Below are 25557 nucleotides of genomic sequence, written 5' to 3'. Positions count from 1 at the left end.
CGCCCCCCACTCCGCTGCTTCGCAGAGACCCTTCCCACATAGGGGGAGGGTAAGGAGCGGCGCGCCGGCCACCCGCCCAGGGAGACAGGCGGGCGGCCGGGAGGCGTCCGCTACTTCTGCGGCGCCTGGTCGATGATCGACTGCATGGTCTCCTGGGCATTGGCGATGGCGCCGTCGACATCGTCGCCGAAGAAGACCTCGTTGATCATCTGCGTCCACGGACCGTTGGCGGAGTTGATCAGATCGTTGAACACCACGGAATAGGGCGTGCGGCCCTTGGCCATGGCCTCGGCGGCGATCTGGTAACGCGGATCGAGATCCTTCAGCGCTTCCTTGGCGATGTCGCCGCGCACCGGCAGGCTGCCGTACTTGGCCAGGATGGTCTGGCCCTCGAGCGAATAGGCGAAATCGAGGAACTCCTTCACCACGGCGAGTTTCGGGGTACCCTTGGTGACGACGAAATTGTCACCGCCAGCAAAGGACGACCAGCCGCTGTCCTTGCCCGGCAGGAAGGTAACGCCGTAGTCGACATCGGGATACTGGGTGTTGAGCGCGCCGATGGCGAAGGCGCCGGACGGCGAGATGCCGATATTGCCGGCGGCGAACGCGGCAAAGAAGTTGGCACCGGTATCGGTCTGCGCGCCTGCCGGCACCAGGTCCTTCTTGACCATCGAGCGGTAGAGGTCGATGGCGCCGCGCAGTTGCGGGCTGTCCAGCGTCGCCTTCGAGCCATCCTCGCTGAGGATATCACCGCCCGACGCCCAGATCAGCGGCGTGAAGGTGAAGATATTGCAGCCGCCGCAATTGCCGGAGAAGTAGAAGCCCTTGATGTTGCCGCCGAGCGCGTTGACCTTCTCGGCGTCGGCGGCGATCTCGGCCCAGTTGGTCGGGCCTTTTTCGGGATCGAGGCCGGCCTGCTTGAACAGCTTCTTGTTCCAGATCAGCACCGAGGCGTCGGCCGAGAACGGCAGGCCGTAGATGTGGTCCTTGTAGGTGCCGGTCTTCACATGCGCCGGCGACAGGCTGGAGAAATAGGGCAGCGACTTCGCCCAGTCGGTGATGTCCTCGAGCTGGCCGGCGGCGGCGAAGGACGGGGTGTAGATCAGGTCGAGCGACAGCGCGTCGGGCGCCGTGCCGCCGGCGGCCGCCGCACCATATTTCGGGATAATCTCGGCATTGGGGATGATGTCCAGCTTGATCTGGTTGGTGTGCGCCTTGTTATAGGCGTCGACGATCCTCGGCATGAAATTCGAGCCGTCGGCACGCACCCAGATGTTGGCCGTCTCGGCGGCCGCGGCACTGATGCCGCCACCCAGTACGGCAGCGGCCAGGGCCAGTTTGGCAATCAGGTTCCTCATGTTCTCCTCCTCCAGGGTTCGCCGCGGTCCGCGGCTCGGCGCCGATCGCGCGGCGCGTGGTTTTCAGCCATCCAGCGGATGGCCGCATGACTGCCGCACCACCAGCCGGCACGGCAGTTTTCGAATGCCCGGCGCGGCGGGCTGGCCGCCGACCAGCGACAGCAGGGTCAGCCCCGCCTCGCGCCCGAGGGCGACCAGGTTCATGTCGACGGAGGTCAGCGGCGGGCGCGTCGCTTCGGCCACGATCTCCCAATTGTCGAAGCCGATGACGCCGACATCGCCGGGAACGTTGAGGCCGCGTTCGCGCAAGGCATCGATGACACCGCGTGCGATCTGGTCGTTGCCGCAAAAGACGGCGTCCGGCCTTTCATTCTTGCTGTCGAACAGCTGTGCCACCGCCTCGTGACCCCAGCCTTCCGACCAGGCGCCGAGCAGCGGCTCGGTGACCGGCAAGCCGTTCTCGGCCAGCACGTCGCGGTAAGCCTGCGCCCGCGCATGCACCACGGCGAAGCTCGCCGGCCCCGTCACGTGGGCGATGCGCTGGCGGCCGAGCCGGCACAGATGCTCGACGGCCAGCCGCGCGCCGTCGGCATCATCCGAGACGAAGGCGATGGCGTCGGGATCGGGCTGCGTGAAGGCATAGATCACCGGGACGCGCAGATTGCTGAGGTCGACCGGCAGATGGCGGTCGATGCGCTTGCCGGTGGCGATGATGCCGTCGACGCGCTTGTCGAGCATGGCGTCGACATGCATCTGGCCGAGGCGCGGATCCTCCTCGACATTGCACAGGAACACCGAGACGCCATTGTCGACCAGCGCGTCCGAAATGCCCGACATCAGCGGCAGCGAAAAGCGGCCATAGGTATCGTTGGTGAGCAGGCCGACGGTGAAGCTGCGCCGCCTGAGCAGGCTCTGCGCCAGGCTGTTGGGCCGGAAGCCGAGACGCCTCGCCGTCTCGCGAATGCGCTCGCGCGTCTCGGCGGTCATGCGCCCCTGGTCGTTGAGCGCCTTGGAAGCGGTGGCGACGCTGACGCCGGCCTGCGCCGCCACGTCACGCAAGGTGACTGGCTTGGAAAAGACCGGGACAGGCTCCGATGCCATCGCGCCAAAATCCTTAGTTGGGAAAAGGTTTTCCCTTACAGTCCAGAGAAAGAGCCAACCTTGCGGCCAACTCGGTCAAAACTTTTGGAAAAACCTTTTCTCAAGTAAGGCTAGGCTACATCCAGAGCTTGTTCAAGGGAAAAATTGCCGGCGCCCGTGGGTGGGATTTTCGCGGCAAAATTCCGGCGAAGTCCGGCCACCCGTCAGTGAAGTGTTAATCGCTTGCGCGTCATGGTGGTCGCTCGCCAGGACAGCAGAGCTCCGCCATGCCCGATACGCCCTACACCCCGAAAGGCCTGGCGCGAACCGATGTCTCGCAGCCCAGCAGGGGGGCAAGGCACGACAGCCGCTCGGACGAACGCCGCCGAGAAGCCGCCACGATCGCCCGGCTCAAGGCGGAAATCGCGGCGCAGGCCGAACTGATTGCCAAGCAACAGCTTTCACTGGCCCACAGCCGCAAAATCTTTGACCGCGCCTCGGCAGCCGCGCGCCTCGGCGTGTGGGAATGCAGCCTGCCCGACGAGCGGCTTACCTGGACCGACGTGGTCTATGACCTGTTCGACCTGCCGCGCGGCTCAGCGCTCGATCGCTCGGAGATCATCAAGTGCTACCCGGCGGAGTCGCGCAAGGCGTTGGACAGCCTGCGCGGCCGGGCGATCGCCGAGCGCAACGGCTTCACCCTCGATGCCGAGATCACCACCCTTGCCGGCTGCAGCCGTTGGATCCGCATCACCGCGACGGTCGAGTGCGAGGACGGCGTTCCGGTGCGGATCTTCGGCATGAAGCAGGACATCACCGAGGAAAAGATCCTGTCTGACCGGATGCGCTATCTGGCCGAATATGACGTCATGACGGGGCTGGCCAATCGCGGCCGGTTCCAGGCGCGGCTTGCGCATACGGACGAGGGCCGCCCGCTCGGCGCGCTGCTGCTGATCGATCTCGACGGCTTCAAGGCCGTCAACGACACGTTCGGCCATGTCGTCGGCGACGAATGCCTGAAGGCGGCGGCTGAGCGGCTTGCCGGCAGCTGCGGCGAGGCGGATCTGGTGGCGCGCGTCGGCGGCGACGAGTTCGCGGTCTTGCTCGGCCCGCATCTCGACCGCGGCGCGGTCTCCGGCCTGGCGCGCGGCATCATCGAGGCGATGGGCAAGCCGGTCAGCGCTTGCGGCCAGTCGCTCAGGCTCGGCGCCTCGGTCGGCATCGCCTTCGCCCAGGCTGGCGCCCCATGCGACCTGTTCATGCAGGCCGATACCGCGCTCTATGCCGCCAAGGCGGCAGGGCGCAACACGTTCCGCATCTTCAAGTCCGACCCCGCCGCAAAGGGTCGCAGCGCCGCGGCCTGAGGGCCGGCGTGTTGTCCGGCCTTAGTCGACGGGCGCCGCGCATCTTTCACCAACGCCGTCCCTATCCGCATTTGGCATGCAGGGCGCTCGAGAAAAGGGTGCTATGCAAGGCAAGGGAGCATTCTTGCTCCGGCTCCTTCCCCGACATTCGAGGTCATTTTCGTGCGTGAACCGTCACTGCTGCCTGTGTTTGGAAAACTTGGCGTCAAGGCGCCTGTCGCCACCGTCGCGGCGCCGGCTTCGTCGGCAGGTGTCGCGTTGCGGCTGCGGGAGTTTCTGGCCACACATGGCGGCATGGTGCTGAAACTGTCGGTCATCGCCTGGACGGTGCTGATCCTGGCGGCGGTGTTTTTCATGATGCAGGGCTGACCGGCATGGCCAACCGCTACGCGCTGCGCATGGAGCTGCCCCAGAGCTGGACCATCATCGATGTCTTCACCGGCCAGCCTGCCGTGATCCGGCAAAAGGTGATGGTCGGGATGGGCCCGCGCGAGGCCGAGGACATGGTCGTGCAGATGAACGTCCGTGACGTCAAGCGCCGGGAGAGGGCAGAGCGCAAGTCCTGACCTGTGCAGCCGCCGAGGTCGGCACTATGCCGCCGGCAAGAGCTCGCCACACCGCAAACCGAGGATTCCCGTGAGAGCCAGCCTGAAGCAGAAGATACTGGAGGTCTGTGACCGCAAGATTTCCGAGAAAGGGCCTGGCGTCGGCGTATCGTTCTACGCGTTCTTCACCAACAGGAACGACGACCCCGATCTTTTGATGGAAGCCGCCGAATGGTGGATCAGAACCCACCGCCTCGACCATTTTGAAAAGGCTGAAAAGATACGCACCATGGTCGAGAAGATGGATCATTGATCTTCGTTTCCATGGATGTTCTTTCCATGGATGTCGTCGTCTCGAAACCGGGACCGGTTTTGAGCGGCATGCACCAGGCTGATCAGCCGAAATCGGCGGCCGTCAGCACATACATGCTCTTGCGGGTGCGGTCGTAGGCCTTCGACGCCACGTCGCGGATGGCGCTGCTCTCGGTATCGAATGTGGCGAGATAGCCGGCTTCATTGGTCGCGGTCGCCGGTTGCATCCTGGTCATCGCATCGGCGGCGACGGAGAATGAGATCTGGAACATGCCGTCATGGCCGACGAAACGGATGCGCCTGCCGGCTTCGTCATAGCTGCGGCTGCGGTTGGGGAAGGTCAGGCTCATGTCTTGGCCTCCGTGGCTTTCTTGACCACCCGCTTCTTCTTCGGCGTCGGGTTCAGCGCTTCGGCGACGCGGTCTGCCTCTTCCTTGGCCAGCCGCAGCTCCCGCAGCCTTGCGGTCTTGATCTCCCTGGCCCGTGCCTCGGACATGTATTCAGCGGTTGCCTTGTTGCGCTCCGCCGTTTTCTTCTGCTTGTCGACAAAGCGGGCTTCAGCTTTTTCCATGATCGTCTGATTGCCTTCGGCCATCGAAGAAATCTCCCTTGTGCCTGAAATCGTGAAAACGAACTTGTCCGATAAATAGGCACTCAATCGGCAAAATTCAATTTTTTGAATTATTTGACCAATCGGCGATATCACGAAACGGCTAACCAAAATAATACTTTTGAATATTTAATTCCGGCGGCGAATAATTTTTGGCACTCCTATCTATCGAGTGCCAACGCGTCTATATAGGACGGGCGTGGCCGCCTGTGCCGGCCCCAGAAAGAAGTTCCCATGAAATTTCGGCCACTCCACGACCGCGTCGTCATTCGTCGCGCTGAAGGCGATACCAAATCCAAGGGCGGCATCATCATCCCCGACAATGCCAAGGAAAAGCCACAAGAAGGCGAAGTCATCGCCGTCGGCCCGGGTGCACGCGACGAAAGCGGCGCGCTGATCGCACTCGACGTCAAGGCCGGCGACTTCATCCTGTTCGGCAAATGGTCGGGCACCGAGGTCAAGATCGACGGCGAGGACCTGCTGATCATGAAGGAAGCCGACATCATGGGCGTCATCGAGAAGGCCGTCGAGGCCAAGAAGGCCGCCTGACCAATGAGGAGCCGGCTTTTGCCAGGCTCCGGCGAGCGGTTCACTCCACCACACGAACGGGATTAAAAAAATGTCTGCCAAGGAAATCAAATTCTCCACCGATGCACGCGACCGCATGCTGCGCGGCGTCGAGATCCTCACCAATGCGGTGAAGGTCACGCTCGGCCCCAAGGGCCGCAACGTCATCATCGACAAGGCCTATGGCGCGCCGCGCATCACCAAGGATGGCGTCACCGTCGCCAAGGAAATCGAGCTTGCCGACAAGTTCGAGAACATGGGCGCGCAAATGGTGCGTGAAGTGGCCTCGAAGACCAACGACCTCGCCGGTGACGGCACCACCACCGCCACGGTGCTGGCCGCCTCGATCCTGCGCGAAGGCGCCAAGCTGGTCGCTGCCGGCATGAACCCGATGGACCTCAAGCGCGGCATCGACCAGGCGGTCACCGCCGTGGTTGGGGAAATCAAGGCGCGGGCCAAGAAGGTCAAGTCGTCGGCCGAGATCGCCCAGGTCGGCACCATCGCCGCCAATGGCGATGCCAGCGTCGGCGAGATGATCGCCAAGGCGATGGACAAGGTCGGCAATGACGGCGTCATCACCGTCGAGGAAGCCAAGACCGCCGACACCGAACTCGACGTCGTCGAGGGCATGCAGTTCGATCGCGGCTATCTCAGCCCGTATTTCGTCACCAATGCCGACAAGATGCGCGTCGAACTGGAGGAGCCCTATGTCCTCATCCACGAAAAGAAGCTCGGCAATCTGCAAGCGATGCTGCCGATCCTCGAAGCCGTGGTGCAAAGTGGCAGGCCGCTGCTGATCATCTCCGAGGACGTCGAAGGCGAGGCGCTCGCCACGCTGGTCGTCAACAAGCTGCGCGGCGGCCTCAAGGTCGCGGCCGTCAAGGCGCCGGGCTTCGGTGATCGCCGCAAGGCGATGCTGGAAGACATCGCCGTGCTCACTTCAGGCCAGATGATTTCCGAGGATCTCGGCATCAAGCTCGAAAACGTCACCATCGAGATGCTCGGCCGCGCCAAGCGCGTGCTGATCGACAAGGACACCACCACGATCATCGACGGCGCCGGCACCAAGGCGACCATCCAGGCGCGCGTCGCCCAGATCAAGGGCCAGATCGAGGAGACGACGTCCGACTACGACAAGGAAAAGCTGCAGGAGCGGCTGGCCAAGCTCTCCGGCGGCGTTGCCGTCATCCGCGTCGGTGGCGTCACCGAGTCGGAAGTCAAGGAAAAGAAGGACCGCATCGACGACGCGCTGAACGCGACCCGCGCGGCGGTTGAAGAAGGCATCGTGCCCGGCGGCGGCGTGGCTCTGCTGCGCGCAAGGTCGGCGCTTGCGGGTCTCGCTGGCGCCAATGACGATGTCACGGCAGGCATCTCGATCGTGCTGCGGGCTCTTGAAGCGCCAATCCGGCAGATCGCCGAGAATTCCGGCGTTGAAGGCTCGATCGTGGTCGGCAAGCTCACCGACAGCAAGGACCCCAATCAGGGCTTCGACGCCCAGAACGAGGTCTATGTCGACATGATCAAGGCGGGCATCGTCGACCCGGCGAAAGTGGTGCGCACCGCATTGCAGGACGCCGGCTCGATCGCGGCTTTGCTGATCACCGCTGAAGCCATGATCACCGACATCCCGGCCAAGGATGCCGCACCTGCAGGCAATGGCGGCGGCATGGGCGGCTACTAAAGTTTCAGGTGATGCCGGCCTGCTCGGAAACCACCGTTTTCGACTCGGCCTGACCTGAATCTACGCCGGTTCTGGGAGCCGGATATTACCGCCGGGGGCAGTCTCCCCCGGCGCGCAGGCCTCTAGCCCAGGAGACGGATCCATGATCACGTTCGTGCAGAAGCCAGAGACGGTCGTTACGACCGAAATCACCGAGGAAAGCCGCTTCGACCGCATCCGCAGGATTGCCGCCGACAAGCACAAGAAATCCGATTCCGACACGGCAGCGCCTTCAAAGAGCGAGCCCAAACGCCCGATGTGAGCACTGCGGCGCCGTCGCTGCTTGCGCGCAACGCCAGTATCACATAGCGCGTCAGCGGCGCGGGCCCATCGCGCCGGCCGAGCGCGTCCAGCCAGTTCCTGTAGGCGGTGTCGGCGTGTCCGGTATTGTCATTATATTAGCTTCAGCGCATATTTGGCGGGCAGTGGGCCCTTGGCCGTCAAGGCGTCCAAGGGCGCCTGCAGTTGCTACCGAAAAAATCACTCCGTGCCGGCTCGAATTGTTGAGCAGTCACGAGACAATGACATTGGGAGGAATAGTCATGAAAGTGACCATATTGGCAAGCTATGCGCCTCACGCCGCCAAAGGATTGATGCAGGGGTCAGACAGGCAAGCTGCGGTCAAGGCGCTTTTTGAAAGCGTTGGCGGCAAGATGACCAGCGTGATGTTCACGCGCGGCATTTATGACGTCGTCGTCAATGGAGAGGTGCCGGACCAGGTCGCAGGGATGGGCATATCCCTTGCGGTGCGAGCGAGCGGCTCGCTGACAGATATGGTTGTACTGGAAGAACTCGATATGAAGGCAGTGCTCGCGGCTGCCAACAAGGCTGCAGGCGCGTACAAGCCCGCCGGCTGATGGACTTGCCTTCTTGATCAAGGCAGCACGGTTCGATGGACGTGCCGTGCTGCCGAGTATAGGACCGGGCATCCTTCTCGCGACTTTCGCAGCGACCGGAATTCACGCTAGTATCGTCCGGTGGTCGTTTGGTGCAGAGAGCTTGCGGAAACGAAACCGCGATCCTCGATACGGAGACAAGCCATGTTTGCGGCCAAGGCCATCGACACCTCGGACAAGGCCGCGTTCTACCGCGACCTCGCCGCGCAACTGAAGGCGCTGCTCGAGGGCGAACGCGATTCGATCGCCAACGCCGCCAACACCGCGGCGCTGATTTTCCAGATGGTGCCCGACCTCAACTGGGCCGGCTTCTATTTCCTGCAATCCGACCAGGAAATGGTACTCGGTCCCTTCCAGGGCAAACCGGCCTGCGTGCGCATCGCGGTCGGCAAGGGTGTCTGCGGAACAGCGGTGGAACTGGGCACCTCGATGCTGATCGAGGACGTGCATGATTTTCCCGGCCATATCGCCTGCGATGCCGACTCGCGTTCGGAGCTGGTCGTGCTGCTCGAGGACGATGACGGCGTCTTCGGCGTGCTCGATCTCGACAGCCCGTTGCCCGGCCGCTTCGACAAGGCCGACCAGGCCGGTATCGAGACGCTGGCGGCGATCTATGCCGCCGCGAGCTCGTTCGAGGACTGAAGGTTCGAACGCCCTAGAGCGCCTCAGACGAGCTTCACCAGCATCAGGCTGAAGCAGCCGATGAACAGGAAGGCCGAGAAGGCGAGCGCCAGCGGGCGCAGGCCGCGCGAGCGCAGCTGTGAAATGTCGGCCTGCAGGCCCATGGCGGCCAGCCCCATGGTCAGCATGATGGTGGTGGCGAGCGCCATAGTCGACTTCACCTCGGGCGGCACAGTGACCAGGCTGTTCAGCGCCACGACGGCGACAAAGGCGGCGACAAACCAGGGCATAGGCGGCCGTGCCGCCGACTGATTTCTGCTCTTGCGGCGCGCCATCAGGCCGAGCGCGATGACCATCGGCGCCAGCATGGCGACGCGGGTCAGCTTGGCGACAGTGGCGATCTCGCCGGACTGGGTGCCGTTCTGGAAGCCGGCGCCGATGACTTGCGCCACCTCATGGATCGAGGCGCCGGCCCACAGGCCGAAAGCGTGCTGATCGAGGCCGAGCACGGGCGCCAGCAGCGGGAAGCCGAGCATGGCGACGGTGCCGAACAGCGTGATCGAGGCGACGGCATAGGTGACGTCCTCATCGCGCGCATCGGTGACGATGTTGGTGGCGACGATGGCCGAGGCGCCGCAGATCGAGGTACCGGCGGCGATCAACTGCGCCAGCTTGGCGTCGACGCCGATCAGCCGGCCGAGCGTGATGGTGAAGAGGAAGGTGGAGCCAAGCGTCAGCGCCACGATGCCGACGCCGCCGGCGCCGATCGACACCACCTGGCCAAGCGTCAGCTGGAAGCCGAGCAGCACGATGGCGAAGCGCAGCAGCCGGCGCTGCGAAAACGCGATGCCGGCCTTGGCGTGGGCGGGGGTGCCGAGCACGTTGGAATAGATCATGCCGGCGACGACAGCGAGGATCATCGGGCTGAAGAGAGCGAAGCCGGACACATTGCGGGCCGAGAAGGCGACGCCTGTGATCATCGCGACCAGCACGATGCCGGGCACAACGCCGTTCCACACCGAATTGAGGGACTTTCGTCCTTGGGCGAGTTCGGCGGAAATCAGGCCATTCGGAATATCGTTCGCGATGTGTGTAAGGGTAGACAATGCAATGCTCCAGGCGGGTATGCCGGAGGAATGCCATTCCTGAACCGATCTTTCCAACGAATTATTTTCGTTAGAATGATCGATTTTAGCGAACGGTTGCTTCTCATTGCGGAAGCCGCCGCTGTGCTCATCCCCTATAGCTGCGCTTCGATGGCCGCCTTGTCGATGACCGACCAGACGTGCCTGATCCTGCCGTCGAGAAATTCATAGAAGACGTTCTCGCTGAAGGAGACCTTCCTGCCGTTGACGGGCAGGCCAAGGAAATTTCCCTTGGGCGTGCAGTTGAATTGAAGCCGGCTGGCTATGAAGGGCGTGTCGGAGATCAGCAGCTGGATGTCGAAATAGAGGTCAGGGATCTCGGAAAAATCCCGCTCCAGCATCTTGCGATAGCCGGACAGCCCAACCCGGTCGCCATTATAGTGCACCTCGTCATGGACGAACCGGTGCAACGTGCTCCAGTCCTGATTGTTGAGGCAAGCGATATAGCCGCGATAGGTGTCGGCAAGCTTGGTGTCGGTCACGGCGATTGCTCCGATGATTTATGCCATGCCGACTTCTATCAACTCCGGTGCCTTGGCTAAAGCGCGTCGCGACTGAACGGAATCATGCGCCTTAGGTTTCTGTCGATGCACCAACACCGCAGCATGCTTTGGACGGCATGCACTAGTGCCTGTTTCTCGCGACCTTTTGCCGACGAGATCTGACGGCTTCCAGCAGTTCGTGCTCGCTGGTGTGCGCTTTTCGAACAAGGGCGACAACCATCATCGCCAAGATTTCGGCTTTCGGATCCAAAGGATCGAGATCCTCATCCGCGCATACCTGGTTGAACACACGTTCGCAAATCGCCAGATCGTGATGGCTCAGGCAGGTGCGATTGGAGCGCCGGCGCAGCATCTGCGCGAACCTTTCAGAGCCCGCCGCCCGTGCTTGCGGAGGGTCTTTTGCTGATGAACCGCCGAGGCGATGGACTGTTCGAGTGACAATATCGGCGATAGTGTATTGGAAACAGTTTACTCGCCGCTGGATGATTGATGTGTTAAGAGACCCAGAATCAGCGCGCACTCGCGAGCTTTATACTGTCCAACAGTCATGAGTTGATGGTAGTCCTGCCGTTTGTCCTCCGGGATATGAAAGCCACGTCGAAAGTCGGCCGCCTCTTTCGGAGTTCGAGTGCAACCGATCTTGCTGGCGGTGACTTTCAAGCTGGCCAGTGAACACCCTATTTTTGCCGCAATATCCTTCAACGGTTCGTTGTTACCGTATCCATCAAGAATGATCTTGCGACGAGCTTCGCTGTCGAGCTTTGTGTTCATTTTGACGGCCTCCTCAACTACGATTCCATGATGCCCGATTCTATAAGCATCAGGTTGAAGAGTGTCGTTAGCTTCGCATCCAGAAACTTATCTCGGCATTTATTTCTTACTGTAATCCAGCGTGATCGCCTTTTCAGTGGACTCGAGTTTCGCCAGTCTTGCTAGAAGCCTGAGGTACACCACATGATTGAGAGGGGCATGGGCATACCGGAATCGGATATGGCACCATACGATGGACACTAAGAGGCAAGACGAGCCCCCTGGGCAGACGCCGGAGCGTGATCGACGTCGTTGGCCGCGCGAGGCTCAACCCCACAACGAGGCTGCCCCGTCACTCGCGCCGGCGCTCGAACCGCTGTCCTTTTCAACGCTCGAACTGGCGCCGCAGGATCAATTCGCCGCCTGGCAAGCGCATATGGCACCGCTTGTCGAGGTCAGGTTGCCGGATGACAAATCGCTGGACGATGGCTTTCCCGCCGACCACACGGCTTGGAATCTCGGTGGCATGCTGATCGTTCAACAGCACGCGCCGGCGCATAGTTACATGCGTTCTGCCGCGAAGCTTCGGTCCAGCGCGATCGATCACTGGTATATCGCCTTGCCGCGTACCGGCCGCTCGTGGACGGAGGTCGATCGCCGCATTGCAGAAGGCCAACCGGGCAAATTGGAGATCAGATCGCTTGGCTACCCGTTTCGCGGGAGGACAACAGACTCCGAAAGTCTCCTCCTCTATCTGCCGCGTGATTTGTTCTCCGACGCCGCGGCAAACCTCGACGCAAGGAACAATTCAATTCTGTCGGGCAACTTTGCCAACCTTCTGGTCGACCACGTCAACAGCATCGAAGGCAGCCTGCCCAGTCTCACGGCAGATGACCTGCCCCGCATCGTACATGCAACACGCAGCATGATCATTGCCTGCCTCGCGCCTCCGGCCGAACATGCCGCGGCCGCCGAGCAGTTGGCGAGTGTCGCGCTGATGGAGCGAGCGCGTCGATACGTCCAGAACAATCTGGATGCGGCTCATCTGACACCGGATTCAATGTGCCGGGCGCTCGGCGTCTCGCGCTCTCGTCTCTATCAGCTGTTCGAACCGAGCGGTGGTGTTCTCCATTACATACAAAGCCGCCGCCTCCTGGCAGCCCATGTTGCGCTTAGCGATGCGGCGGACAGGCGGCGCATTGTCGAAATTGCCGAAGCCTTCGGGTTTAGTTCTGCGGCTAATTTCAGCCGGGCATTCAGCAAGGAATTCGGCTACAGCCCCCGCGAAGGCCGCGGCACTGTGGTGTTGCCGCGCTCCGCCCACTCTGTTTCGCTTGCTGGGCACGAGAAGGGCTCTTCCTTTGAAGGTTGGCTCAAGGCGCTCGGAAACTGAATACGGGGATCGGCGTTGCTGACGGGGCGGGCTCAAAAGAGGCTTGCCCGGGGCGGGGAAGGCTACGCGGCCTCATGGACCACGATATCGTCGACCACAATATCTTCTTGCGGCATCCACCGCGCTATCAAATCGCATAGCTGATTCCCGTCAATTCACGATCTGTTAACGAACTGTGACTGTTGATCGTTATCGACAATTTACCGCCAATCACAGCGGAGCATTTATGGCAACTATGCTGCTTGCGGCGCTTGTTAAGACTGTGAGTTGAAAGTTTGCCAAGCTTGACGTTTATGCTATTTTTAGACTGGGCGGCGCGAATCTGCATCGCTTATGGAGGTGGCTCTTGCGCCCAGAGGCATCAGGCGTCGGCACGGAGAGCGAGGGGCCTTCCTCGGTCGATGCTCCACGTGCCGGCGAAGGGGTTCTCTTCGACCTTTTGGCGAACACGACCGAACTTTTGTCGTTCTATGACCGCGACTTCCGGCTGACGCACTACGCAACAAGGCTCAAAGGCGTGTACGGAGCCGCGGTGGCGCTGGGCGCCGCCGTCTGGGAGATCTACCCGAGCTTTCTCGATGCGAGGTATCGCGACGAATTTCTTCGTGTGTTCCAGGGTGGCCCTCCGGCAAGCCTCGACCTGCCGCGATCATCGGGCGGAGCGCCCCGGTCGGTTTTTGTCTTCAGCACTGTAAATGGTGCCGGAATCATCGAATCAAGGGACCATGGCGGGCGGAGCATTGCGGAGGAGCAAGAGCATGTAATTCTGCTCCATCAGGCAACGCACGACGCGCTGACCGGACTGCAGAATCGGCGGCGATTCGGCGAGCGGCTGCAGCAAGCAATGGTGGCCCTCGGCGGACCAAAGCCGAAAGCCGCCCTGCTGCAAATCGACCTTGACGATTTCAAAGCGGTCAACGACACGCTCGGCCACGGGGCAGGCGATACGCTTCTTCAGCTCGCGGCGGGTCGTATCCGCGACGCGCTGCAGGACGGCGAATCGGCGTACCGGTATGCCGGCGACGAGTTCGCCGTCATCCAATTGGGAAAGGAGCAGCCAGCAGAGGCTGAGCGCCTCGCCGGGTCGCTGGTCGACGCATTCAAGCAACCGTTCGTCATCAACGGCATTCCCGTCTTCGTCGGCTCGAGTATCGGAATTGCTTTCGGGCCCGAGCACGGGACCGATGGCGAGCAGCTGATGAAAGCCGCTGACATTGCTCTTTACGCTGCCAAGACAGATGGACGCGGCTGCGCTCGAACATTCAACCGTTCGATGCTGCTCTTGCTCGAGCAACGCGAGAATCTGAGGCGCAGCCTTCGAACCGCACTGGAGCGAGGCGAGCTTTATCTGGAGTACCAGCCGCTCATTCGGCCTCCCTCGTCGACGATCGGTTTCGAAGCGCTGCTTCGGTGGCGGCATCCCGACGTCGGAACCATTCCACCCAGCGTGTTCATACCGATCGCCGAAGCCGACGGTCTGATGGATGAGATTGGACGATGGGTGCTCGAGCAAGCCTGTCGGCAGGCCTTGAAGTGGCCTTCTTCGCTGACAGTCGCAGTGAACCTCTCGCCGGCTCAGTTCCTCAGCGGTACGCTGACGGACACGGTCGCCCAGATCATCGACGCAGTTGGAATCCGGGCCGACAGACTTGAACTAGAGATAACCGAGACCGTTCTTCTTGAGAAGACGATCGACAATATCGACACGTTGAATACCCTGAACGTCTTGGGGATACGAATTTCGCTCGACGATTTCGGCACATACTATTCGTCGTTGAGCTACCTCAAGAACTTTCCCTTCGACACCTTGAAGATAGATCAGTACTTCATTGCGGACCTGGAGACCGATCTCAAAAGCCAAACGATCGTGCGATCTATCATAAATCTGGCGCACGGCCTGGGAATAAGCGTCACTGCCGAGGGGGTCGAGACGTCGGCACAGGCACGGTGGCTGATCAAGGAAAATTGCGATTGCCTGCAAGGTAATCTCCTGGGGCGACCGCTCGGAGCCGAGGCAACCAGCGATTTCATCAGGCGGTCCCCGCCGAAGGTGGTACGGGAGATGGAGAATTCAAATCGGGCGCTCTAGCGCCTTGCACCCTTTGTAAGTGGACAGTTGTGGAAACGATCGACGCAGACGCCACGCAATTCTTTGAGGCAGTGCGGGACTGACTGATTACGAGGCGGTCAAATTTCCGCTTCGGAGGCCATCGCCCCACCAGGGCTCAAATACTGATGGAATAAGTGAGGATGCCGATGGGACCTGTTCAACATGACCTGGCTGGCGAGCCGACTTTTGAGCCCATGATCCAGATCGACATGGAAATCAAAGCCTTTGTCTCAGCTTGGAGGCACTGCGATTATGTCTCGACATATATGGCCCGGATGATCAGTCAAAATAGATCAGACTCGGTCCGGCATTCAAATCTCTTTTCCTCCGCCTTCAACGAACTGCTGGAAATTGCCTTTCGTACGCGCCATGCCGACGGCGAGTTGGCATGCCGGGTGTCTCGCCATGGCGCCACGGACAGGATCGAGCTGACATTCCCATGCGTGCCAGGGGAGCGCCAATTCTACGAAGAAGCGATGTCGCAAGTCGCAGGATTCGAGGCCAGGGAGCGATACCTCAATTCGGTGTCTGGGGATATCGCGCCAAGCCGGGAGGTCGTACTCCTGGAACTGGCTGTCGACTACAACGCCACACTCAGGGTCGAGGAAGCCGATGGGGATGCAATCAAGCTTGTCGTGGATCTTCCTCTCGAAGGCCTGCAACATTGAGCCCTTACGACCTTCACCCACGCTTCAAGGCGCAATACGACGCGAACAATCAGGAGTTCTCCATATCGGGGGTGGTCCGGCCTCAGGCGATCGATGAGCTTGGGCCCAGCATAGCGTTGCTTCGCGATGCGATCAGTCGTGTGCGCGGCGTTCTCTACGTCAATGTCAGACGCCTGACGCAGATGAACAACGCCGCGTTTCACGCCTTTTCGCAGATCATCCTTGACGCCTGTCGCGCTCGACCCGATCTCAAATTCGTCGTCATCACGTCAAGCGTCGTCGGATGGACCTCACGAAAATTCGGTCGCTTGAGCGGAATCGAACCGAACATCACGGTCGAGGAGTATGACAGTAAATTCTATCCTGGGCAGGGCTTCCTCGAGGAAGGCGGGTTCGTTCCGATCCTGCGCACACAGACAAAGATGACCTGGCGCCACGAGCGTGCAATCTTGCCGCGACATGGCATGAGGCCCGGGATCGTCATGGCCGACATCTGTTGCGGGATCGGTGATTTCGCCTTGCTGGTGCAGAAGGAGTTCGAGCCATCGCGGATCGTCGCCCTCGACCACTCCATGTCAAGCCTCAACTATGCTCGACGCGTGATGCGGGAGTTCGATATCCGGGGCGTGGAATATACCTATGGCGATGCGTCGGAGATGCTGCTTGACGAAGCGCAGTTTGACTTGGTCACCTGCCGGCATTCCCTTCAAATCTTCAATCGACCTGAACTCATCCTCAAGGAGCTCTACCGCATATGCAAGCCAGGCGGTCGGGTCTATATCACCAACGAGAAGAACTCGCATTGCCTCGGCGAGCCGCGCGCCGAGAGCATTCGTTGGACCTACAACGAGGTGGCGAAGCTGTTCGGGTATTTCGAGATGGACGTCGAGCTTGGGCCCAAGAGCCGACGATACCTGATCGAAGCCGGATTCGAAGATATACGTGTCGAGACCTTCATGGTCACTAACCTGGACGGTGATCCGCAGGACTTCGCCGATGTCATTGTAGCCTGGGCGGATGTCTATGCGGGCGAGATGGCGACCAGACGCGGCGACGGACCGGAGTTCGTTGCACGGTTCCGGCAGGGCTTCCAGGACCACATTTTCGCTGCGCTCCACCCCAAGGGTTATGCGGGTTGGCCGATTTGGGTTGCATCGGGGCGACGGCCGCAATGAACGCCAGCGATGAGCCCACACCGCGCTTCGGCCTGCGCTCCTTTCGAGCGAAATTCGTATTGGTCGTTGGCGGCGCCGTCTTGTTCGACCTCCTGCTGAGCGGTGGTCTGGCGCTCTGGAACGTTCAGAAGCTGTCGCGCGATGCCACATCGGAAGTCGGCGAGGGCCTGACGACCGCAAACCAGGAATACATTCGTTCGTACGCCCAATCGACGGCGTTGAGCGTCGACCTGCTGCTCGACCGCGTTCATGGCGACGTCAAGGCGCTGGCCGGCGTGCTGCAGGCCCAGATCGACGATCCGAGCAGGCAGCAACAGGTCGGAGCGACGCTTTCGCATGAGGCGCCCGGCTCCGTGAAGGTCGTCTACGACGCGCGGGGCGATTGGGCGCAGAATCTGCCGGGCGCGCCTTCGGTGGTAAGCGTCTGGGGCTACCTGCTGGGTGCCGACCACACCCCGCTGCCGAGCGTTCAGAAGGAAATAGAAGACAGTACCGTGATCGATCTCGTCGCGCCGACTCTCATGGCCAGCGGGTCGTCCAAGTTGCAGATGTACTATATTGGCCCAAAGGAAAGGCCGATCTTCAGGACGGTTCCGTATACGGACCAGGCACAGACCTTCGACAAGCTCTATCCGGGCCACAACAAGGCGGAGTTCTGGGAGTTCTTCTTTCCGGGTATCTATGGTTCATGGCAGCAATGGGCCGGGAATCCGGCCTCTCGTCCCGTCCCTGACGACATTACCCAGACAGCGCCTTACACCGATGCAATCACGGGAAAGCTGATCGTCAGCTTTTTCCATCCGCTGTGGACGCGCGATCGCACCGGTATCGCCGGTACGGCGGGGGCAGACATTACTCTCGACCAGCTCGCGCAAGTCGTCGAACGTGTGAAGATCGCTGAAACCGGGTTCGGCTTCCTCACGATGTCGACTGGCAACGTGGTGGCGATCAATCCGTCGGGCCAGGCCATCATCGGCCTGACTTCTTCGAGCGATGCGGGCACGCAAGGCGTCACTGGCCTGGAGAGGTCCCTGCGGGGAAGTGTGCAGCCGGCAATCGCGTCGCTGCCTCTCGACCAGAACAATGACGGCGTCATTCAACATATCATGCTCGACAATAAAGGCGAGCGCGTACCCTACATCGTTGTCCTCAAGAGATTGAAGCCAACCAATCTGTGGAGTTCGGGACCGATCAAGTCCGAAACGATGTCGGTCGGGATCGTCGTTCCCGAACGGGAGATCTATGCGTCCCTGTTCGCCGCGCAACAGAGTATTTCGCGGGCAACCAATCGTATCCTGCTCTTTCAGATCGGCGCGATCATCGTTTCGCTTCTGATTGTTTTCGCGGCCGTGCTCGGAATTTCGAAGCGCATCACCGCAGGCCTCAGAGCGCTTGCCAGCGCGGCCCAGCGGCTCCAGTCCAAAGACTATTCAGTCCGCGTGAGCATTCCGACGCGCGACGAGGTCGGAGCGGCAGGGATCGCTTTCAACCGGATGGCCGAGCAGATCAGCTTTCACACGGAAAACCTCGAGCAGCTCGTCGACGACCGAACCAGGGAGCTCGGGGACGCAAATCAGGAAATATCCGCACTCAACGAAAAGTTGCGGGACGAGAACGTCCGCCTCGGTGCCGAGCTCGCAGTCGCCAGGCATATCCAGATGATGGTGCTGCCGAAACCATTCGAACTCCGAGCGATTCCAGGGCTGGAGATCGCGGCCTACATGCGACCGGCCGACGAGGTCGGGGGTGACTATTACGACGTCCTGCAAAATGGATCACGGGTCAAGATCGGCATCGGCGACGTGACCGGTCATGGTCTCGAGAGCGGCGTGCTGATGCTGATGGTCCAATCCGTTGCACGCGCGCTGCAGGAGACCAACGAAGCGGATCCACACCAGTTTCTGGATCGGCTGAACAGAGCGATCTATAAGAATATCGAGCGGACGAACACCGACAAGCATCTCTCGCTGGCCTTTCTTGATTTCGAGGATGAGCGGGTAACGCTATCGGGCCAGCATGAGGATGTTCTCGTTGTCCGTGCGGGTGGCGAAGTCGAACGCATCGATACGATAGATCTGGGTCTGCCAGTTGGTCTGGAGAAAGACATCTCGAAGTTCATTGCCACGCGGAACATCCTGTTTGGGATTGGCGATGTGATCGTGCTGCACACCGACGGTGTGACCGAGGCGGAAGACCATGACCGAAAACTGTTCGGGTTCGAGCGCCTCTGCCAGAGCGCCCGAAAACGTCATGGCAGCAGCGCCGAGGAAATCAAAACCGGGATCATCGAGGATCTGATGGCCCATATCGGAATCCAGAAGATCCACGACGACATCACCCTCGTGATCATAAGGCACACATAGGATGACCACGCTGTTCGGTACCCCTGACCTTGCAATCGGAATGATGGAAAGCGTCAGCCGGGTGCGGCTGTTCGACGGACCTCTCGACTTGAGTTGGCGTCATTGCGCTACGACTTCGGACTTCATCGCCGATCTTTTCGCATTGCGCTTTCAGTCGTCCCGCAATGACTACAGGGAAGTGCGGCACAGCATCGGATACCTGGCCAACGAGCTCATCGAAAATGCTGTCAAGTTTCGCGCACCGGGTGAAATCGTGATCGAGGCGTCGATGGATTCGGAGTGCTTCAAGCTCAAGGTGTCGAATGACCTCGATGGTGAAGACGCGTCCGAGTTCCAAAGCCTCCTGGCGGACATCACGGTTGGGGACCCCAGAGACCTGCTGATACAGCGAATTGAAGCGAATGCTGCCAACCCCGACGTGACAGGCTCCGGACTCGGATTGCTGACGTTGATGAGCGACTATGGCGCACGCCTGGCCTGGATATTCAGCTCCGTCGACGAAACCGATCGGATTTGCCTGGAAACATATGCCTCCATTCCGATCTCGCAAACTCACAACTAGGTCACGAAGCAAGGCCATGGAAATCAAGACAGACGACTACCGCGTGTGGATCGAAGGAAGCGAAATTTTCTTCGACGGCGCCATGCGGCTTGCAAGTTCCGAAGCCGGTGCGCCTGTCACGGCTTTGGCGACCAGTGTTCTTGCCGCAAATCCCCCTTCCATTACGCTCAACTTGAAGGACCTTCACTTTCTCAACTCTTCCGGCATCAACCTGCTGGCGAAATTTACTATCGAGGTGCGCAAGCATCCCGATGTTCGGCTCGTCGTGCGTGGAACGCCCGACATACCCTGGCAATCGAAATCATTGCCGAATCTGAAGAAGCTGCATCCCGCCCTGGTGCTTCTGATGGACTAACCAGGGTCACCCTAAATTTGCCAGAGGACTGCGTGGGCCGGCGGCAATCCTGGATAGGACAGGCCGGTCGGTGATGATGCAAGAGCGCCGCACCGAGTGCGATATGTACGCCAGGATAAATTTTTGGATGCGAAGCTAACGACAATCCGGCCCCGTGCGCAGATGCTGGCAATGCTCGGCGGGGGCTCGGCACAGGCGGCAGGCGTCCAGGTTGGGAGGATGTCGGGCTGCCTGTGCCGATCAGCCGCCGCTGCTCGGTCAAAGGTGGCGTCATTGAGTAAGCGTGCCAAGGTCATCGGCGGCCGGCTGGAATTTATTCCGCCGCAGATCCCGACTCTGGTCGAGCGGCCGCCCGAAGGTGAGGGATGGGTTCACGAGGTCAAGCTTGACGGGTACCGAACGCAGATCATCATCGATAAAGGCGGCGTGCGTCTCTACAGTAAGAACGGCCGAGACTGGACCACGAAATACTGGCCCATCGCGCTGGCCGCCGAGCTGCCATGCCGGTCTGCCATTATCGACGGCGAGGTCATTGTGCCGGGCGAGCAGGGGGCTCCCGATTGCCCTGCGCTGGAAGCGGCTATCTGGAACGAACCGAGCCGGCTGGTGTTCGTCGCGTTCGACATCCTCCATCTCAACGGTCGCAATCTAACGTCCTTGCCCCTGCTGCAGCGCAAGCAGGCGCTGTGGCAACTGGTCGAGCACGGCCTCGGCAAGATCCAGTACAGCGAGCATTTCGAGGGCAATGCGCTCGCGATCTTCCGCGCCATCGACAAGATCGACAAGCTTGAGATCATCATCTCGAAGCGCACCGACAGCCGCTACAGGAGCGGACCGTCGAACACATGGCTGAAGGCCAAATATTTCGAGGAGGCCGGTTCCTGAATTGGGCGCTTCACCCAAAACCACTGCGCACCTTTGGGTGACATAAGTTAGAACATGCCGAGGTCGTTGCTCGGCCGCTCGGCTTCCACCAGATACTTTCGTCAACTCCATCTAGCCGCGGTAGCGCAAGGCATCGACCAGCAGCGAGAAAGCCGGCGTCGCTTGTCGCCGGCTGGGGTAATAGAGGTGGTAGCCGGCGAAGGGCGGGCACCAGTCGGCCAGCACCCGCACCAGCCGGCCGTCGGCCAGATAGGTCGTCACCTGGTCCTCGGGCAAATAGGCAAGACCCAAGCCGGCAAGCACGGCATTCAGCCGCAGCGCGGCAGTGTTGAACACCAGCTGGCCCTCGACCCGCACCTTCAGCTCGCGATCCGCCTTCTCGAATTCCCAGGCATAGAGCCCGCCATAGGTCGGTAGTCGCAGATTGATGCAATTGTGCGTGGTCAGGTCCTGCGGCGCGCGCGGCTTTGGCCGGGCGGCGAAGTAGGCCGGCGCGCCGACCACCGCCATGCGCATGTCGGGGCCGATGCGCACCGCGATCATGTCGCGCGCCACCTGTTCGCCAAGCCGCACGCCGGCGTCGTAGCGCTCGGCGACGATGTCGGTCAGGCCGTAGTCGACGATGATCTCGATCCTGATGTCGGGATAGTCGGGCAGCAGCCTGGCGATCGCCGGCCACAGGACCGCATCGGCGGCGTGCTCGCCCGCGGTGATGCGGATGGTGCCTGCGGGTTTTTCGCGCAATGCGCTCAAGGCGGCGAGTTCCATCTCGATCTCGTCGAGCCTCGGCCCGATGCTGCGTGCCAGGCGCTCGCCCGCCTCGGTCGGCGAGACGCTGCGCGTGGTGCGGGTCAGAAGGCGCACGCCCAGCCGCTCTTCCAGCGCCCGCAATGTGTGGCTGAGCGCCGATTGCGAGACGCCGAGCCTGGCTGCCGCTCGGGTGAAGCTCCGCTCACGCGCGACGGCGAGGAAGGCAGTCAGCTCGTTCAGATTGTCGCGCGGCATTCATGAGTCCTTCTCATAAGTACATGCCGGATATAGCAGCTAATCGCGATCAATCGCAGGCCCTAAATAGGCATCATCGCAATCGGGCGGCCCAAAGGCGGCGGTTCCGAGGCCGGCGGCCGTGCCTGCCCCGCGTCGAGAAGGGATAAACCATGGAAATCAAGCGAAGCGGCTCTCAAGCCTCGGGCAAGGGGCCGGGCGACTGGTTCACCGGCACTGTGCGCATCGATCCGCTGTTTCAAGCCATCGCGCCGGCGCGTGCGGCCGGCAACGCCGTTACCTTCGAGCCCGGCGCGCGCACCGCTTGGCACACCCATCCGCTCGGCCAGACGCTGATCGTCACCGCCGGCTGTGGCCGCGTGCAGTGCGAGGGCGGCCCGGTCGAAGACATCCGGCCGGGCGACGTCGTTCGCTTCGAGCCGGGCGAGAAGCACTGGCATGGCGCGGCACCGACCACCGCGATGACCCACATCGCTGTCCAGGAAGCGCTGGACGGCAAGGCCGTCGACTGGATGGAGCACGTCGGCGACGCGCAGTATGGTAGGTGACAAATGACGTGGTCGAAGGACGAACTCGGCAGGATCGCCGCGACCGACGATCTGCACATCGCGCCGCTGCGCGATGATCGCGTGACCTTTGGCACGCCGACCTGGATCTGGTCGGTGGTGACCGAAGGCGAACTCTATGTGCGCGGCTACAACGGCCAGAAGTCGCGTTGGTACCAGGCTGCGATCAAGCAGAAGGCCGGTCGGATCACCGCCGCCGGCATGACCAGGGATGTCGCCTTCGAAGCAGTCGATGGGCCGGTCAACGACCGTATCGACGATGCCTACCGGGCGAAATATGCGGCAAGCCCGTACCTCGCCCCAATGATCGGTGCGCGCGCCCGCGCCGCGACCGTCAGAATCCTAGCGAAGACATGAAGGAGAACTGAGATGCAAAAGCGCAAACTGGGCCAGGGTGGCCTCGAAGTCTCGGCCATCGGGCTGGGCTGCATGGGGATGAGCCATTCATACGGGCAACCGATGGACACGCCGGATGCTGTCCGCCTGATCCGCTCCGCGTTCGAGCGCGGCGTCACCTTCTTCGACACCGCGGAGGTCTATGGCCCGTTCAAGAACGAGGAGGTCGTCGGCGAGGCGCTGCGGCCGATCCGCGACCAGGTGGTGATTGCCACAAAGTTCGGCATCGACATTGCCGGTACAGCCGGACACGACGGCATGGACAGCCGGCCGGGGCATATTCGCGAGGTCGTCGAGGCGTCGCTAAAGCGGCTTAGGACCGACCATATCGACCTCCTCTACCAGCACCGCGTCGATCCGGTCGTGCCTATCGAACAAGTGGCGGGAGCGGTGAAGGACTTGATCAGCCAAGGCAAGGTGAAGCATTTCGGCCTCTCGGAAGCGGGCGTGCGCACCATCCGTCGTGCGCATGCGGTGCAGCCGGTCACGGCGTTGCAGAGCGAATACTCGCTGTGGTGGCGTGAACCCGAGGAGGCGATCCTGCCGGTCTTGGAAGAACTGGGGATCGGCTTCGTGCCCTTCAGCCCGCTGGGCAAGGGCTTCCTCACCGGCGCCATCGACGCCAGCACGACGTTCGACAGCAGCGACTTCCGAAACACGGTTCCGCGTTTTGCAGAGGAGGCCCGCAAGGCGAACCAGGCGCTGGTCGATGCGATCGTCGCGATCGCAGCCGGGAAGAAGGTGACCCCCGCACAGGTCGCGCTCGCCTGGTTGCTGGCTCGCAAGCCATGGATCGTTCCGATCCCCGGCACCACGAAGCTCAATCGCCTCGAGGAGAACATCGGATCGGCCGCCGTTGTGCTGAGCGTGGACGATCTTCGCGACATCGAGAACGCGGTCTCGGCGATTGCCGTGCAGGGAGAGCGCTATTCGCCACAACAAGCGGCGAGGATCGATCGCTGAAGCGGAAGGAAAATCCCATGACAGAGAACATCAAGGGTAAGGTCGTCGTCATCACCGGCGCCAGCAGCGGGCTCGGTGAGGCCGCCGCGCGGCTTCTGGCAAAAGAGGGCGCGAAACTGGTGCTGGGCGCGCGCCGCCTCGACCGGCTGCAGGCACTCGCCGAAGAACTGTCGCTCAGCAAGGACGCCATCCTGGCGACCGACGTGACTGATGTCGGCCAGGTCCGGCGGCTTGTCGACCATGCGGTCGAAACGGATGGCCGCGTCGACGTCATCATCAACAATGCCGGCCTGATGCCGCACTCGCCGCTGGAACGCGGCAAGGTCGAGGACTGGGACCGGATGATCGACGTCAACATCAAGGGCGTGCTCTATGGCATAGCCGCGGCACTCCCGCACATGAAGACGCAGAAGAGCGGCCATATCATCAACGTCTCGTCGGTCGCCGGCCACAAGGTGGGGCCGGGCGGCGCCGTCTATGCCGCGACCAAGCACGCGGTGCGCGTCATCTCGGAGGGCCTGCGCCAGGAGGTAAAACCCTACAACATCCGCACCACCATCATCTCGCCGGGTGCCGTGGCGACCGAATTGCCGGACAGCGTCACCGAGCCCGATGTCGCCGAAGGCGTGCGCGCACTCTACGACCGAGTGGCCATACCCGCCGATTCCTTCGCCAGGACAGTGGTGTTCGCCATGAGCCAGCCGGACGAGGTCGACATCAACGAGATCCTGTTTCGACCGACGGCGCAGGAGTATTGAAGGCGCAGTGCGTCAGCTTGAAATATGGCTTTGCGCGAACTCGCGCCTTGCAGCCGTGAAGACCTCGCGGGCGGCATCCGCATTCATGACGGCGATTGCAAGGCCAACGATGATATCTGGCCAGGCTGAGTTCCACACGAAGGCCGTGACCAGGCCGGCGGCAATGATCGAGACATTCGCCAGGACATCGTTGCGGGCCGACAGGAACGCCGCATGGGTAAGACTGCCGCTGTGATGGCGATAGCGAGCGAGCAAGAGCGCGCATGTCAGGTTGACGAGGATCGCGCCGGCCGCGGTAAGCGTCAGCGGAACGGGCGCTGGCGGGATTGGAACGTTGAATTTCTCCCAAGCGGTCCAAAGGGTCGCCAAAGCCGGGATCAGAAGTACGCCCGCCAGCGCCATCCCGAGCCGCGCTCGATTGCGGATAGTCCAGCCCAGCGCGACCATGATCAGCAGGTTGACGGATGCGTCCTCCAGAAAATCGATGCTGTCCGCGAACAGCGATACCGATCTGATCCAAACGGCCACGGCAAACTCGATGCCGAAATAGCCAAGGTTCAGGATGGCGACCATCCGCACCGCTTTGCTCAGCGTCCCCGTCATCCCTTGTCCATCGATCAATTGCCGTTGCCGCAAGGCATACAGGGATTCCATGACGTGAGACATTGCCGATTGAGCGGCCGTCTTGACAGCGGCGCGCTTCCTGCTCCAGCTTGACCCCCATGTTCGTCTTTGCGCCCGCCAACACCAAGCGACGCCGCCCCTGCACAGTGCGGAGCGGCAAGCTGATTGCGCGACGACAAAGACCGGCACGATAGATCCGGTTCGTTCGTTTTCAGCCCGCCCGCGACATCCGCCGGCGGGTTTTTTCATGCCCTGGAGCATTT

31 protein-coding genes are annotated in these 25557 nt (G+C 61.4%); 21 read left to right on the top strand and 10 right to left on the bottom strand.

Translation table 11 applies throughout. The features are described 5' to 3' along the window. Positions 1 to 110: 110 nt before the first annotated feature. Positions 111 to 1358: an ABC transporter substrate-binding protein gene (locus AC1D2G_RS14675; protein WP_095091745.1), complete on the bottom strand. Its 1248-nt coding sequence runs from the start codon at positions 1356 to 1358 to the stop codon at positions 111 to 113. Between the two features lie 63 nt (positions 1359 to 1421). Next, the gene (locus tag AC1D2G_RS14670; protein WP_477414812.1) at positions 1422 to 2459 is read right to left on the bottom strand and encodes a LacI family DNA-binding transcriptional regulator; all 1038 of its coding nucleotides are present in this window, start codon (positions 2457 to 2459) and stop codon (positions 1422 to 1424) included. A 266-nt stretch (positions 2460 to 2725) separates the two neighbouring features. Here AC1D2G_RS14670 and AC1D2G_RS14665 point away from each other — a divergent pair, with 266 nt between their 5' ends. From AC1D2G_RS14665 to AC1D2G_RS14650, 4 genes are all read left to right on the top strand, one after another. Beyond that, positions 2726 to 3802 (top strand): diguanylate cyclase domain-containing protein, encoded by a 1077-nt coding sequence (locus AC1D2G_RS14665; protein WP_477414810.1) that lies wholly within the window; start codon positions 2726 to 2728, stop codon positions 3800 to 3802. Positions 3803 to 3964: 162 nt separating this feature from the next. After that, positions 3965 to 4171, top strand: a complete 207-nt coding sequence (locus tag AC1D2G_RS14660; RefSeq protein WP_477414808.1) for a hypothetical protein — start codon at positions 3965 to 3967, stop codon at positions 4169 to 4171. Positions 4172 to 4176: 5 nt separating this feature from the next. After that, positions 4177 to 4368, top strand: a complete 192-nt coding sequence (locus tag AC1D2G_RS14655; RefSeq protein ID WP_095091138.1) for a hypothetical protein — start codon at positions 4177 to 4179, stop codon at positions 4366 to 4368. Between the two features lie 70 nt (positions 4369 to 4438). Next, entirely contained in the window at positions 4439 to 4660 is a 222-nt protein-coding gene (locus tag AC1D2G_RS14650) for a DUF6500 family protein (RefSeq protein WP_477414806.1), read from the top strand. Between the two features lie 82 nt (positions 4661 to 4742). Here the strand turns inward: AC1D2G_RS14650 and AC1D2G_RS14645 are convergent, their stop codons facing one another. Next, positions 4743 to 5009, bottom strand: coding sequence for a DUF1488 family protein (locus tag AC1D2G_RS14645; protein WP_477414804.1), 267 nt, complete (start codon positions 5007 to 5009; stop codon positions 4743 to 4745). Next, on the bottom strand, positions 5006 to 5254 hold the full coding sequence (locus AC1D2G_RS14640; protein WP_457153813.1) for a hypothetical protein: 249 nt from the start codon (positions 5252 to 5254) through the stop codon (positions 5006 to 5008). Before AC1D2G_RS14640 ends, AC1D2G_RS14645 begins: the two co-directional genes overlap by 4 nt. Before the next feature lie 249 nt (positions 5255 to 5503). On the opposite strand from AC1D2G_RS14640, the gene AC1D2G_RS14635 reads away from it, so the two are divergent. The 5 genes from AC1D2G_RS14635 (at position 5504) to AC1D2G_RS14615 (ending at position 9094) form a co-directional block, all read left to right on the top strand. After that, positions 5504 to 5818, top strand: a complete 315-nt coding sequence (locus AC1D2G_RS14635) for a co-chaperone GroES (RefSeq protein ID WP_379020208.1) — start codon at positions 5504 to 5506, stop codon at positions 5816 to 5818. Between the two features lie 70 nt (positions 5819 to 5888). After that, the gene (gene groL, locus AC1D2G_RS14630) at positions 5889 to 7517 is read left to right on the top strand and encodes a chaperonin GroEL (RefSeq protein ID WP_477414802.1); all 1629 of its coding nucleotides are present in this window, start codon (positions 5889 to 5891) and stop codon (positions 7515 to 7517) included. Positions 7518 to 7659: 142 nt separating this feature from the next. Then, positions 7660 to 7818 (top strand): hypothetical protein, encoded by a 159-nt coding sequence (locus AC1D2G_RS14625; RefSeq protein ID WP_167458376.1) that lies wholly within the window; start codon positions 7660 to 7662, stop codon positions 7816 to 7818. Positions 7819 to 8098: 280 nt separating this feature from the next. Next, on the top strand, positions 8099 to 8413 hold the full coding sequence (locus AC1D2G_RS14620) for a GYD domain-containing protein (protein ID WP_095091143.1): 315 nt from the start codon (positions 8099 to 8101) through the stop codon (positions 8411 to 8413). Positions 8414 to 8596: 183 nt separating this feature from the next. After that, positions 8597 to 9094, top strand: a complete 498-nt coding sequence (locus AC1D2G_RS14615; protein ID WP_477414800.1) for a GAF domain-containing protein — start codon at positions 8597 to 8599, stop codon at positions 9092 to 9094. A 23-nt stretch (positions 9095 to 9117) separates the two neighbouring features. Here AC1D2G_RS14615 and AC1D2G_RS14610 read toward each other — a convergent pair whose 3' ends face one another. The 4 genes from AC1D2G_RS14610 to AC1D2G_RS14595 form a co-directional block, all read right to left on the bottom strand. Next, positions 9118 to 10179 (bottom strand): YeiH family protein, encoded by a 1062-nt coding sequence (locus AC1D2G_RS14610; RefSeq protein WP_477414798.1) that lies wholly within the window; start codon positions 10177 to 10179, stop codon positions 9118 to 9120. Between the two features lie 134 nt (positions 10180 to 10313). Then, complete coding sequence (locus AC1D2G_RS14605; RefSeq protein WP_477396896.1) at positions 10314 to 10700, bottom strand: ester cyclase; 387 nt, start codon at positions 10698 to 10700, stop codon at positions 10314 to 10316. 142 nt (positions 10701 to 10842) lie between these two features. Beyond that, complete coding sequence (locus AC1D2G_RS14600; protein WP_477301364.1) at positions 10843 to 11073, bottom strand: hypothetical protein; 231 nt, start codon at positions 11071 to 11073, stop codon at positions 10843 to 10845. 116 nt (positions 11074 to 11189) lie between these two features. Further along, on the bottom strand, positions 11190 to 11492 hold the full coding sequence (locus tag AC1D2G_RS14595; RefSeq protein WP_477414796.1) for a hypothetical protein: 303 nt from the start codon (positions 11490 to 11492) through the stop codon (positions 11190 to 11192). A 232-nt stretch (positions 11493 to 11724) separates the two neighbouring features. On the opposite strand from AC1D2G_RS14595, the gene AC1D2G_RS14590 reads away from it, so the two are divergent. The 8 genes from AC1D2G_RS14590 to AC1D2G_RS14555 all read left to right on the top strand — a co-directional run bounded on the left by AC1D2G_RS14590 (position 11725) and on the right by AC1D2G_RS14555 (position 20982). Then, positions 11725 to 12864 carry a helix-turn-helix domain-containing protein gene (locus tag AC1D2G_RS14590; protein WP_477414794.1) on the top strand — a complete coding sequence of 380 codons (1140 nt, stop codon included), beginning with the start codon at positions 11725 to 11727 and terminating at the stop codon, positions 12862 to 12864. A gap of 439 nt (positions 12865 to 13303) precedes the next feature. After that, positions 13304 to 14953, top strand: a complete 1650-nt coding sequence (locus tag AC1D2G_RS14585; protein ID WP_477415139.1) for a putative bifunctional diguanylate cyclase/phosphodiesterase — start codon at positions 13304 to 13306, stop codon at positions 14951 to 14953. Positions 14954 to 15120: 167 nt separating this feature from the next. Beyond that, positions 15121 to 15642 carry a ubiquinone biosynthesis methyltransferase UbiE gene (locus tag AC1D2G_RS14580; protein WP_477415137.1) on the top strand — a complete coding sequence of 174 codons (522 nt, stop codon included), beginning with the start codon at positions 15121 to 15123 and terminating at the stop codon, positions 15640 to 15642. Continuing rightward, entirely contained in the window at positions 15639 to 16817 is a 1179-nt protein-coding gene (locus AC1D2G_RS14575; RefSeq protein WP_477414792.1) for a methyltransferase domain-containing protein, read from the top strand. The genes AC1D2G_RS14580 and AC1D2G_RS14575 overlap by 4 nt, the downstream gene beginning before the upstream one ends. After that, a complete protein-coding gene (locus tag AC1D2G_RS14570; RefSeq protein ID WP_477414790.1) occupies positions 16814 to 19180 on the top strand; it encodes a SpoIIE family protein phosphatase in 2367 nt (788 codons plus the stop codon). The genes AC1D2G_RS14575 and AC1D2G_RS14570 overlap by 4 nt, the downstream gene beginning before the upstream one ends. Position 19181: 1 nt before the next feature. Further along, positions 19182 to 19742 carry a slr1658 superfamily regulator gene (locus AC1D2G_RS14565; protein ID WP_206073834.1) on the top strand — a complete coding sequence of 187 codons (561 nt, stop codon included), beginning with the start codon at positions 19182 to 19184 and terminating at the stop codon, positions 19740 to 19742. A 16-nt stretch (positions 19743 to 19758) separates the two neighbouring features. Beyond that, a complete protein-coding gene (locus AC1D2G_RS14560) occupies positions 19759 to 20097 on the top strand; it encodes a slr1659 superfamily regulator (protein WP_184875499.1) in 339 nt (112 codons plus the stop codon). A gap of 162 nt (positions 20098 to 20259) precedes the next feature. Further along, positions 20260 to 20982 carry an ATP-dependent DNA ligase gene (locus tag AC1D2G_RS14555; protein ID WP_477414788.1) on the top strand — a complete coding sequence of 241 codons (723 nt, stop codon included), beginning with the start codon at positions 20260 to 20262 and terminating at the stop codon, positions 20980 to 20982. A gap of 111 nt (positions 20983 to 21093) precedes the next feature. Here AC1D2G_RS14555 and AC1D2G_RS14550 read toward each other — a convergent pair whose 3' ends face one another. After that, entirely contained in the window at positions 21094 to 21987 is an 894-nt protein-coding gene (locus AC1D2G_RS14550) for a LysR family transcriptional regulator (RefSeq protein ID WP_477414786.1), read from the bottom strand. A 152-nt stretch (positions 21988 to 22139) separates the two neighbouring features. Here AC1D2G_RS14550 and AC1D2G_RS14545 point away from each other — a divergent pair, with 152 nt between their 5' ends. From AC1D2G_RS14545 to AC1D2G_RS14530, 4 genes are read left to right on the top strand one after another with little or no spacing between them, the layout of a single operon-like run. Next, complete coding sequence (locus AC1D2G_RS14545) at positions 22140 to 22535, top strand: (R)-mandelonitrile lyase (RefSeq protein ID WP_477414784.1); 396 nt, start codon at positions 22140 to 22142, stop codon at positions 22533 to 22535. 3 nt (positions 22536 to 22538) lie between these two features. Further along, positions 22539 to 22910 (top strand): DUF2255 family protein, encoded by a 372-nt coding sequence (locus tag AC1D2G_RS14540; protein ID WP_477414782.1) that lies wholly within the window; start codon positions 22539 to 22541, stop codon positions 22908 to 22910. A 12-nt stretch (positions 22911 to 22922) separates the two neighbouring features. Continuing rightward, positions 22923 to 23912 carry an aldo/keto reductase gene (locus tag AC1D2G_RS14535; protein ID WP_477414780.1) on the top strand — a complete coding sequence of 330 codons (990 nt, stop codon included), beginning with the start codon at positions 22923 to 22925 and terminating at the stop codon, positions 23910 to 23912. 17 nt (positions 23913 to 23929) lie between these two features. After that, on the top strand, positions 23930 to 24670 hold the full coding sequence (locus AC1D2G_RS14530; RefSeq protein ID WP_477414778.1) for an SDR family oxidoreductase: 741 nt from the start codon (positions 23930 to 23932) through the stop codon (positions 24668 to 24670). A gap of 12 nt (positions 24671 to 24682) precedes the next feature. Here AC1D2G_RS14530 and AC1D2G_RS14525 read toward each other — a convergent pair whose 3' ends face one another. Then, complete coding sequence (locus AC1D2G_RS14525; protein WP_457153586.1) at positions 24683 to 25273, bottom strand: cation efflux transmembrane domain-containing protein; 591 nt, start codon at positions 25271 to 25273, stop codon at positions 24683 to 24685. Between the last annotated feature and the right edge of the window lie 284 nt (positions 25274 to 25557).

Source organism: Mesorhizobium sp. P2_C7 (genome assembly GCF_056404515.1).
Note: the sequence above shows the minus strand (reverse complement) of the source record. Positions and strands in the feature narration are given on the sequence as shown.

Excerpts from the sequence above, each read along its gene's own strand:
- AC1D2G_RS14540 (WP_477414782.1), top strand. The coding sequence starts at position 22,539 with ATGACGTGGTCGAAGGACGAACTCGGCAGGATCGCCGCGACCGACGAT.
- groL (WP_477414802.1), top strand. The coding sequence starts at position 5,889 with ATGTCTGCCAAGGAAATCAAATTCTCCACCGATGCACGCGACCGCATG.
- AC1D2G_RS14590 (WP_477414794.1), top strand. The coding sequence starts at position 11,725 with ATGGACACTAAGAGGCAAGACGAGCCCCCTGGGCAGACGCCGGAGCGT.
- AC1D2G_RS14545 (WP_477414784.1), top strand. The coding sequence starts at position 22,140 with ATGGAAATCAAGCGAAGCGGCTCTCAAGCCTCGGGCAAGGGGCCGGGC.
- AC1D2G_RS14580 (WP_477415137.1), top strand. The coding sequence starts at position 15,121 with ATGGGACCTGTTCAACATGACCTGGCTGGCGAGCCGACTTTTGAGCCC.
- AC1D2G_RS14655 (WP_095091138.1), top strand. The coding sequence starts at position 4,177 with ATGGCCAACCGCTACGCGCTGCGCATGGAGCTGCCCCAGAGCTGGACC.
- AC1D2G_RS14615 (WP_477414800.1), top strand. The coding sequence starts at position 8,597 with ATGTTTGCGGCCAAGGCCATCGACACCTCGGACAAGGCCGCGTTCTAC.
- AC1D2G_RS14600 (WP_477301364.1), bottom strand. The coding sequence starts at position 11,073 with ATGCTGCGCCGGCGCTCCAATCGCACCTGCCTGAGCCATCACGATCTG.
- AC1D2G_RS14550 (WP_477414786.1), bottom strand. The coding sequence starts at position 21,987 with ATGCCGCGCGACAATCTGAACGAGCTGACTGCCTTCCTCGCCGTCGCG.
- AC1D2G_RS14535 (WP_477414780.1), top strand. The coding sequence starts at position 22,923 with ATGCAAAAGCGCAAACTGGGCCAGGGTGGCCTCGAAGTCTCGGCCATC.
- AC1D2G_RS14675 (WP_095091745.1), bottom strand. The coding sequence starts at position 1,358 with ATGAGGAACCTGATTGCCAAACTGGCCCTGGCCGCTGCCGTACTGGGT.
- AC1D2G_RS14665 (WP_477414810.1), top strand. The coding sequence starts at position 2,726 with ATGCCCGATACGCCCTACACCCCGAAAGGCCTGGCGCGAACCGATGTC.
- AC1D2G_RS14530 (WP_477414778.1), top strand. The coding sequence starts at position 23,930 with ATGACAGAGAACATCAAGGGTAAGGTCGTCGTCATCACCGGCGCCAGC.
- AC1D2G_RS14635 (WP_379020208.1), top strand. The coding sequence starts at position 5,504 with ATGAAATTTCGGCCACTCCACGACCGCGTCGTCATTCGTCGCGCTGAA.
- AC1D2G_RS14625 (WP_167458376.1), top strand. The coding sequence starts at position 7,660 with ATGATCACGTTCGTGCAGAAGCCAGAGACGGTCGTTACGACCGAAATC.
- AC1D2G_RS14670 (WP_477414812.1), bottom strand. The coding sequence starts at position 2,459 with ATGGCATCGGAGCCTGTCCCGGTCTTTTCCAAGCCAGTCACCTTGCGT.
- AC1D2G_RS14565 (WP_206073834.1), top strand. The coding sequence starts at position 19,182 with ATGACCACGCTGTTCGGTACCCCTGACCTTGCAATCGGAATGATGGAA.
- AC1D2G_RS14555 (WP_477414788.1), top strand. The coding sequence starts at position 20,260 with ATGCTGGCAATGCTCGGCGGGGGCTCGGCACAGGCGGCAGGCGTCCAG.
- AC1D2G_RS14640 (WP_457153813.1), bottom strand. The coding sequence starts at position 5,254 with ATGGCCGAAGGCAATCAGACGATCATGGAAAAAGCTGAAGCCCGCTTT.
- AC1D2G_RS14560 (WP_184875499.1), top strand. The coding sequence starts at position 19,759 with ATGGAAATCAAGACAGACGACTACCGCGTGTGGATCGAAGGAAGCGAA.
- AC1D2G_RS14645 (WP_477414804.1), bottom strand. The coding sequence starts at position 5,009 with ATGAGCCTGACCTTCCCCAACCGCAGCCGCAGCTATGACGAAGCCGGC.
- AC1D2G_RS14525 (WP_457153586.1), bottom strand. The coding sequence starts at position 25,273 with ATGACGGGGACGCTGAGCAAAGCGGTGCGGATGGTCGCCATCCTGAAC.
- AC1D2G_RS14620 (WP_095091143.1), top strand. The coding sequence starts at position 8,099 with ATGAAAGTGACCATATTGGCAAGCTATGCGCCTCACGCCGCCAAAGGA.
- AC1D2G_RS14570 (WP_477414790.1), top strand. The coding sequence starts at position 16,814 with ATGAACGCCAGCGATGAGCCCACACCGCGCTTCGGCCTGCGCTCCTTT.
- AC1D2G_RS14595 (WP_477414796.1), bottom strand. The coding sequence starts at position 11,492 with ATGAACACAAAGCTCGACAGCGAAGCTCGTCGCAAGATCATTCTTGAT.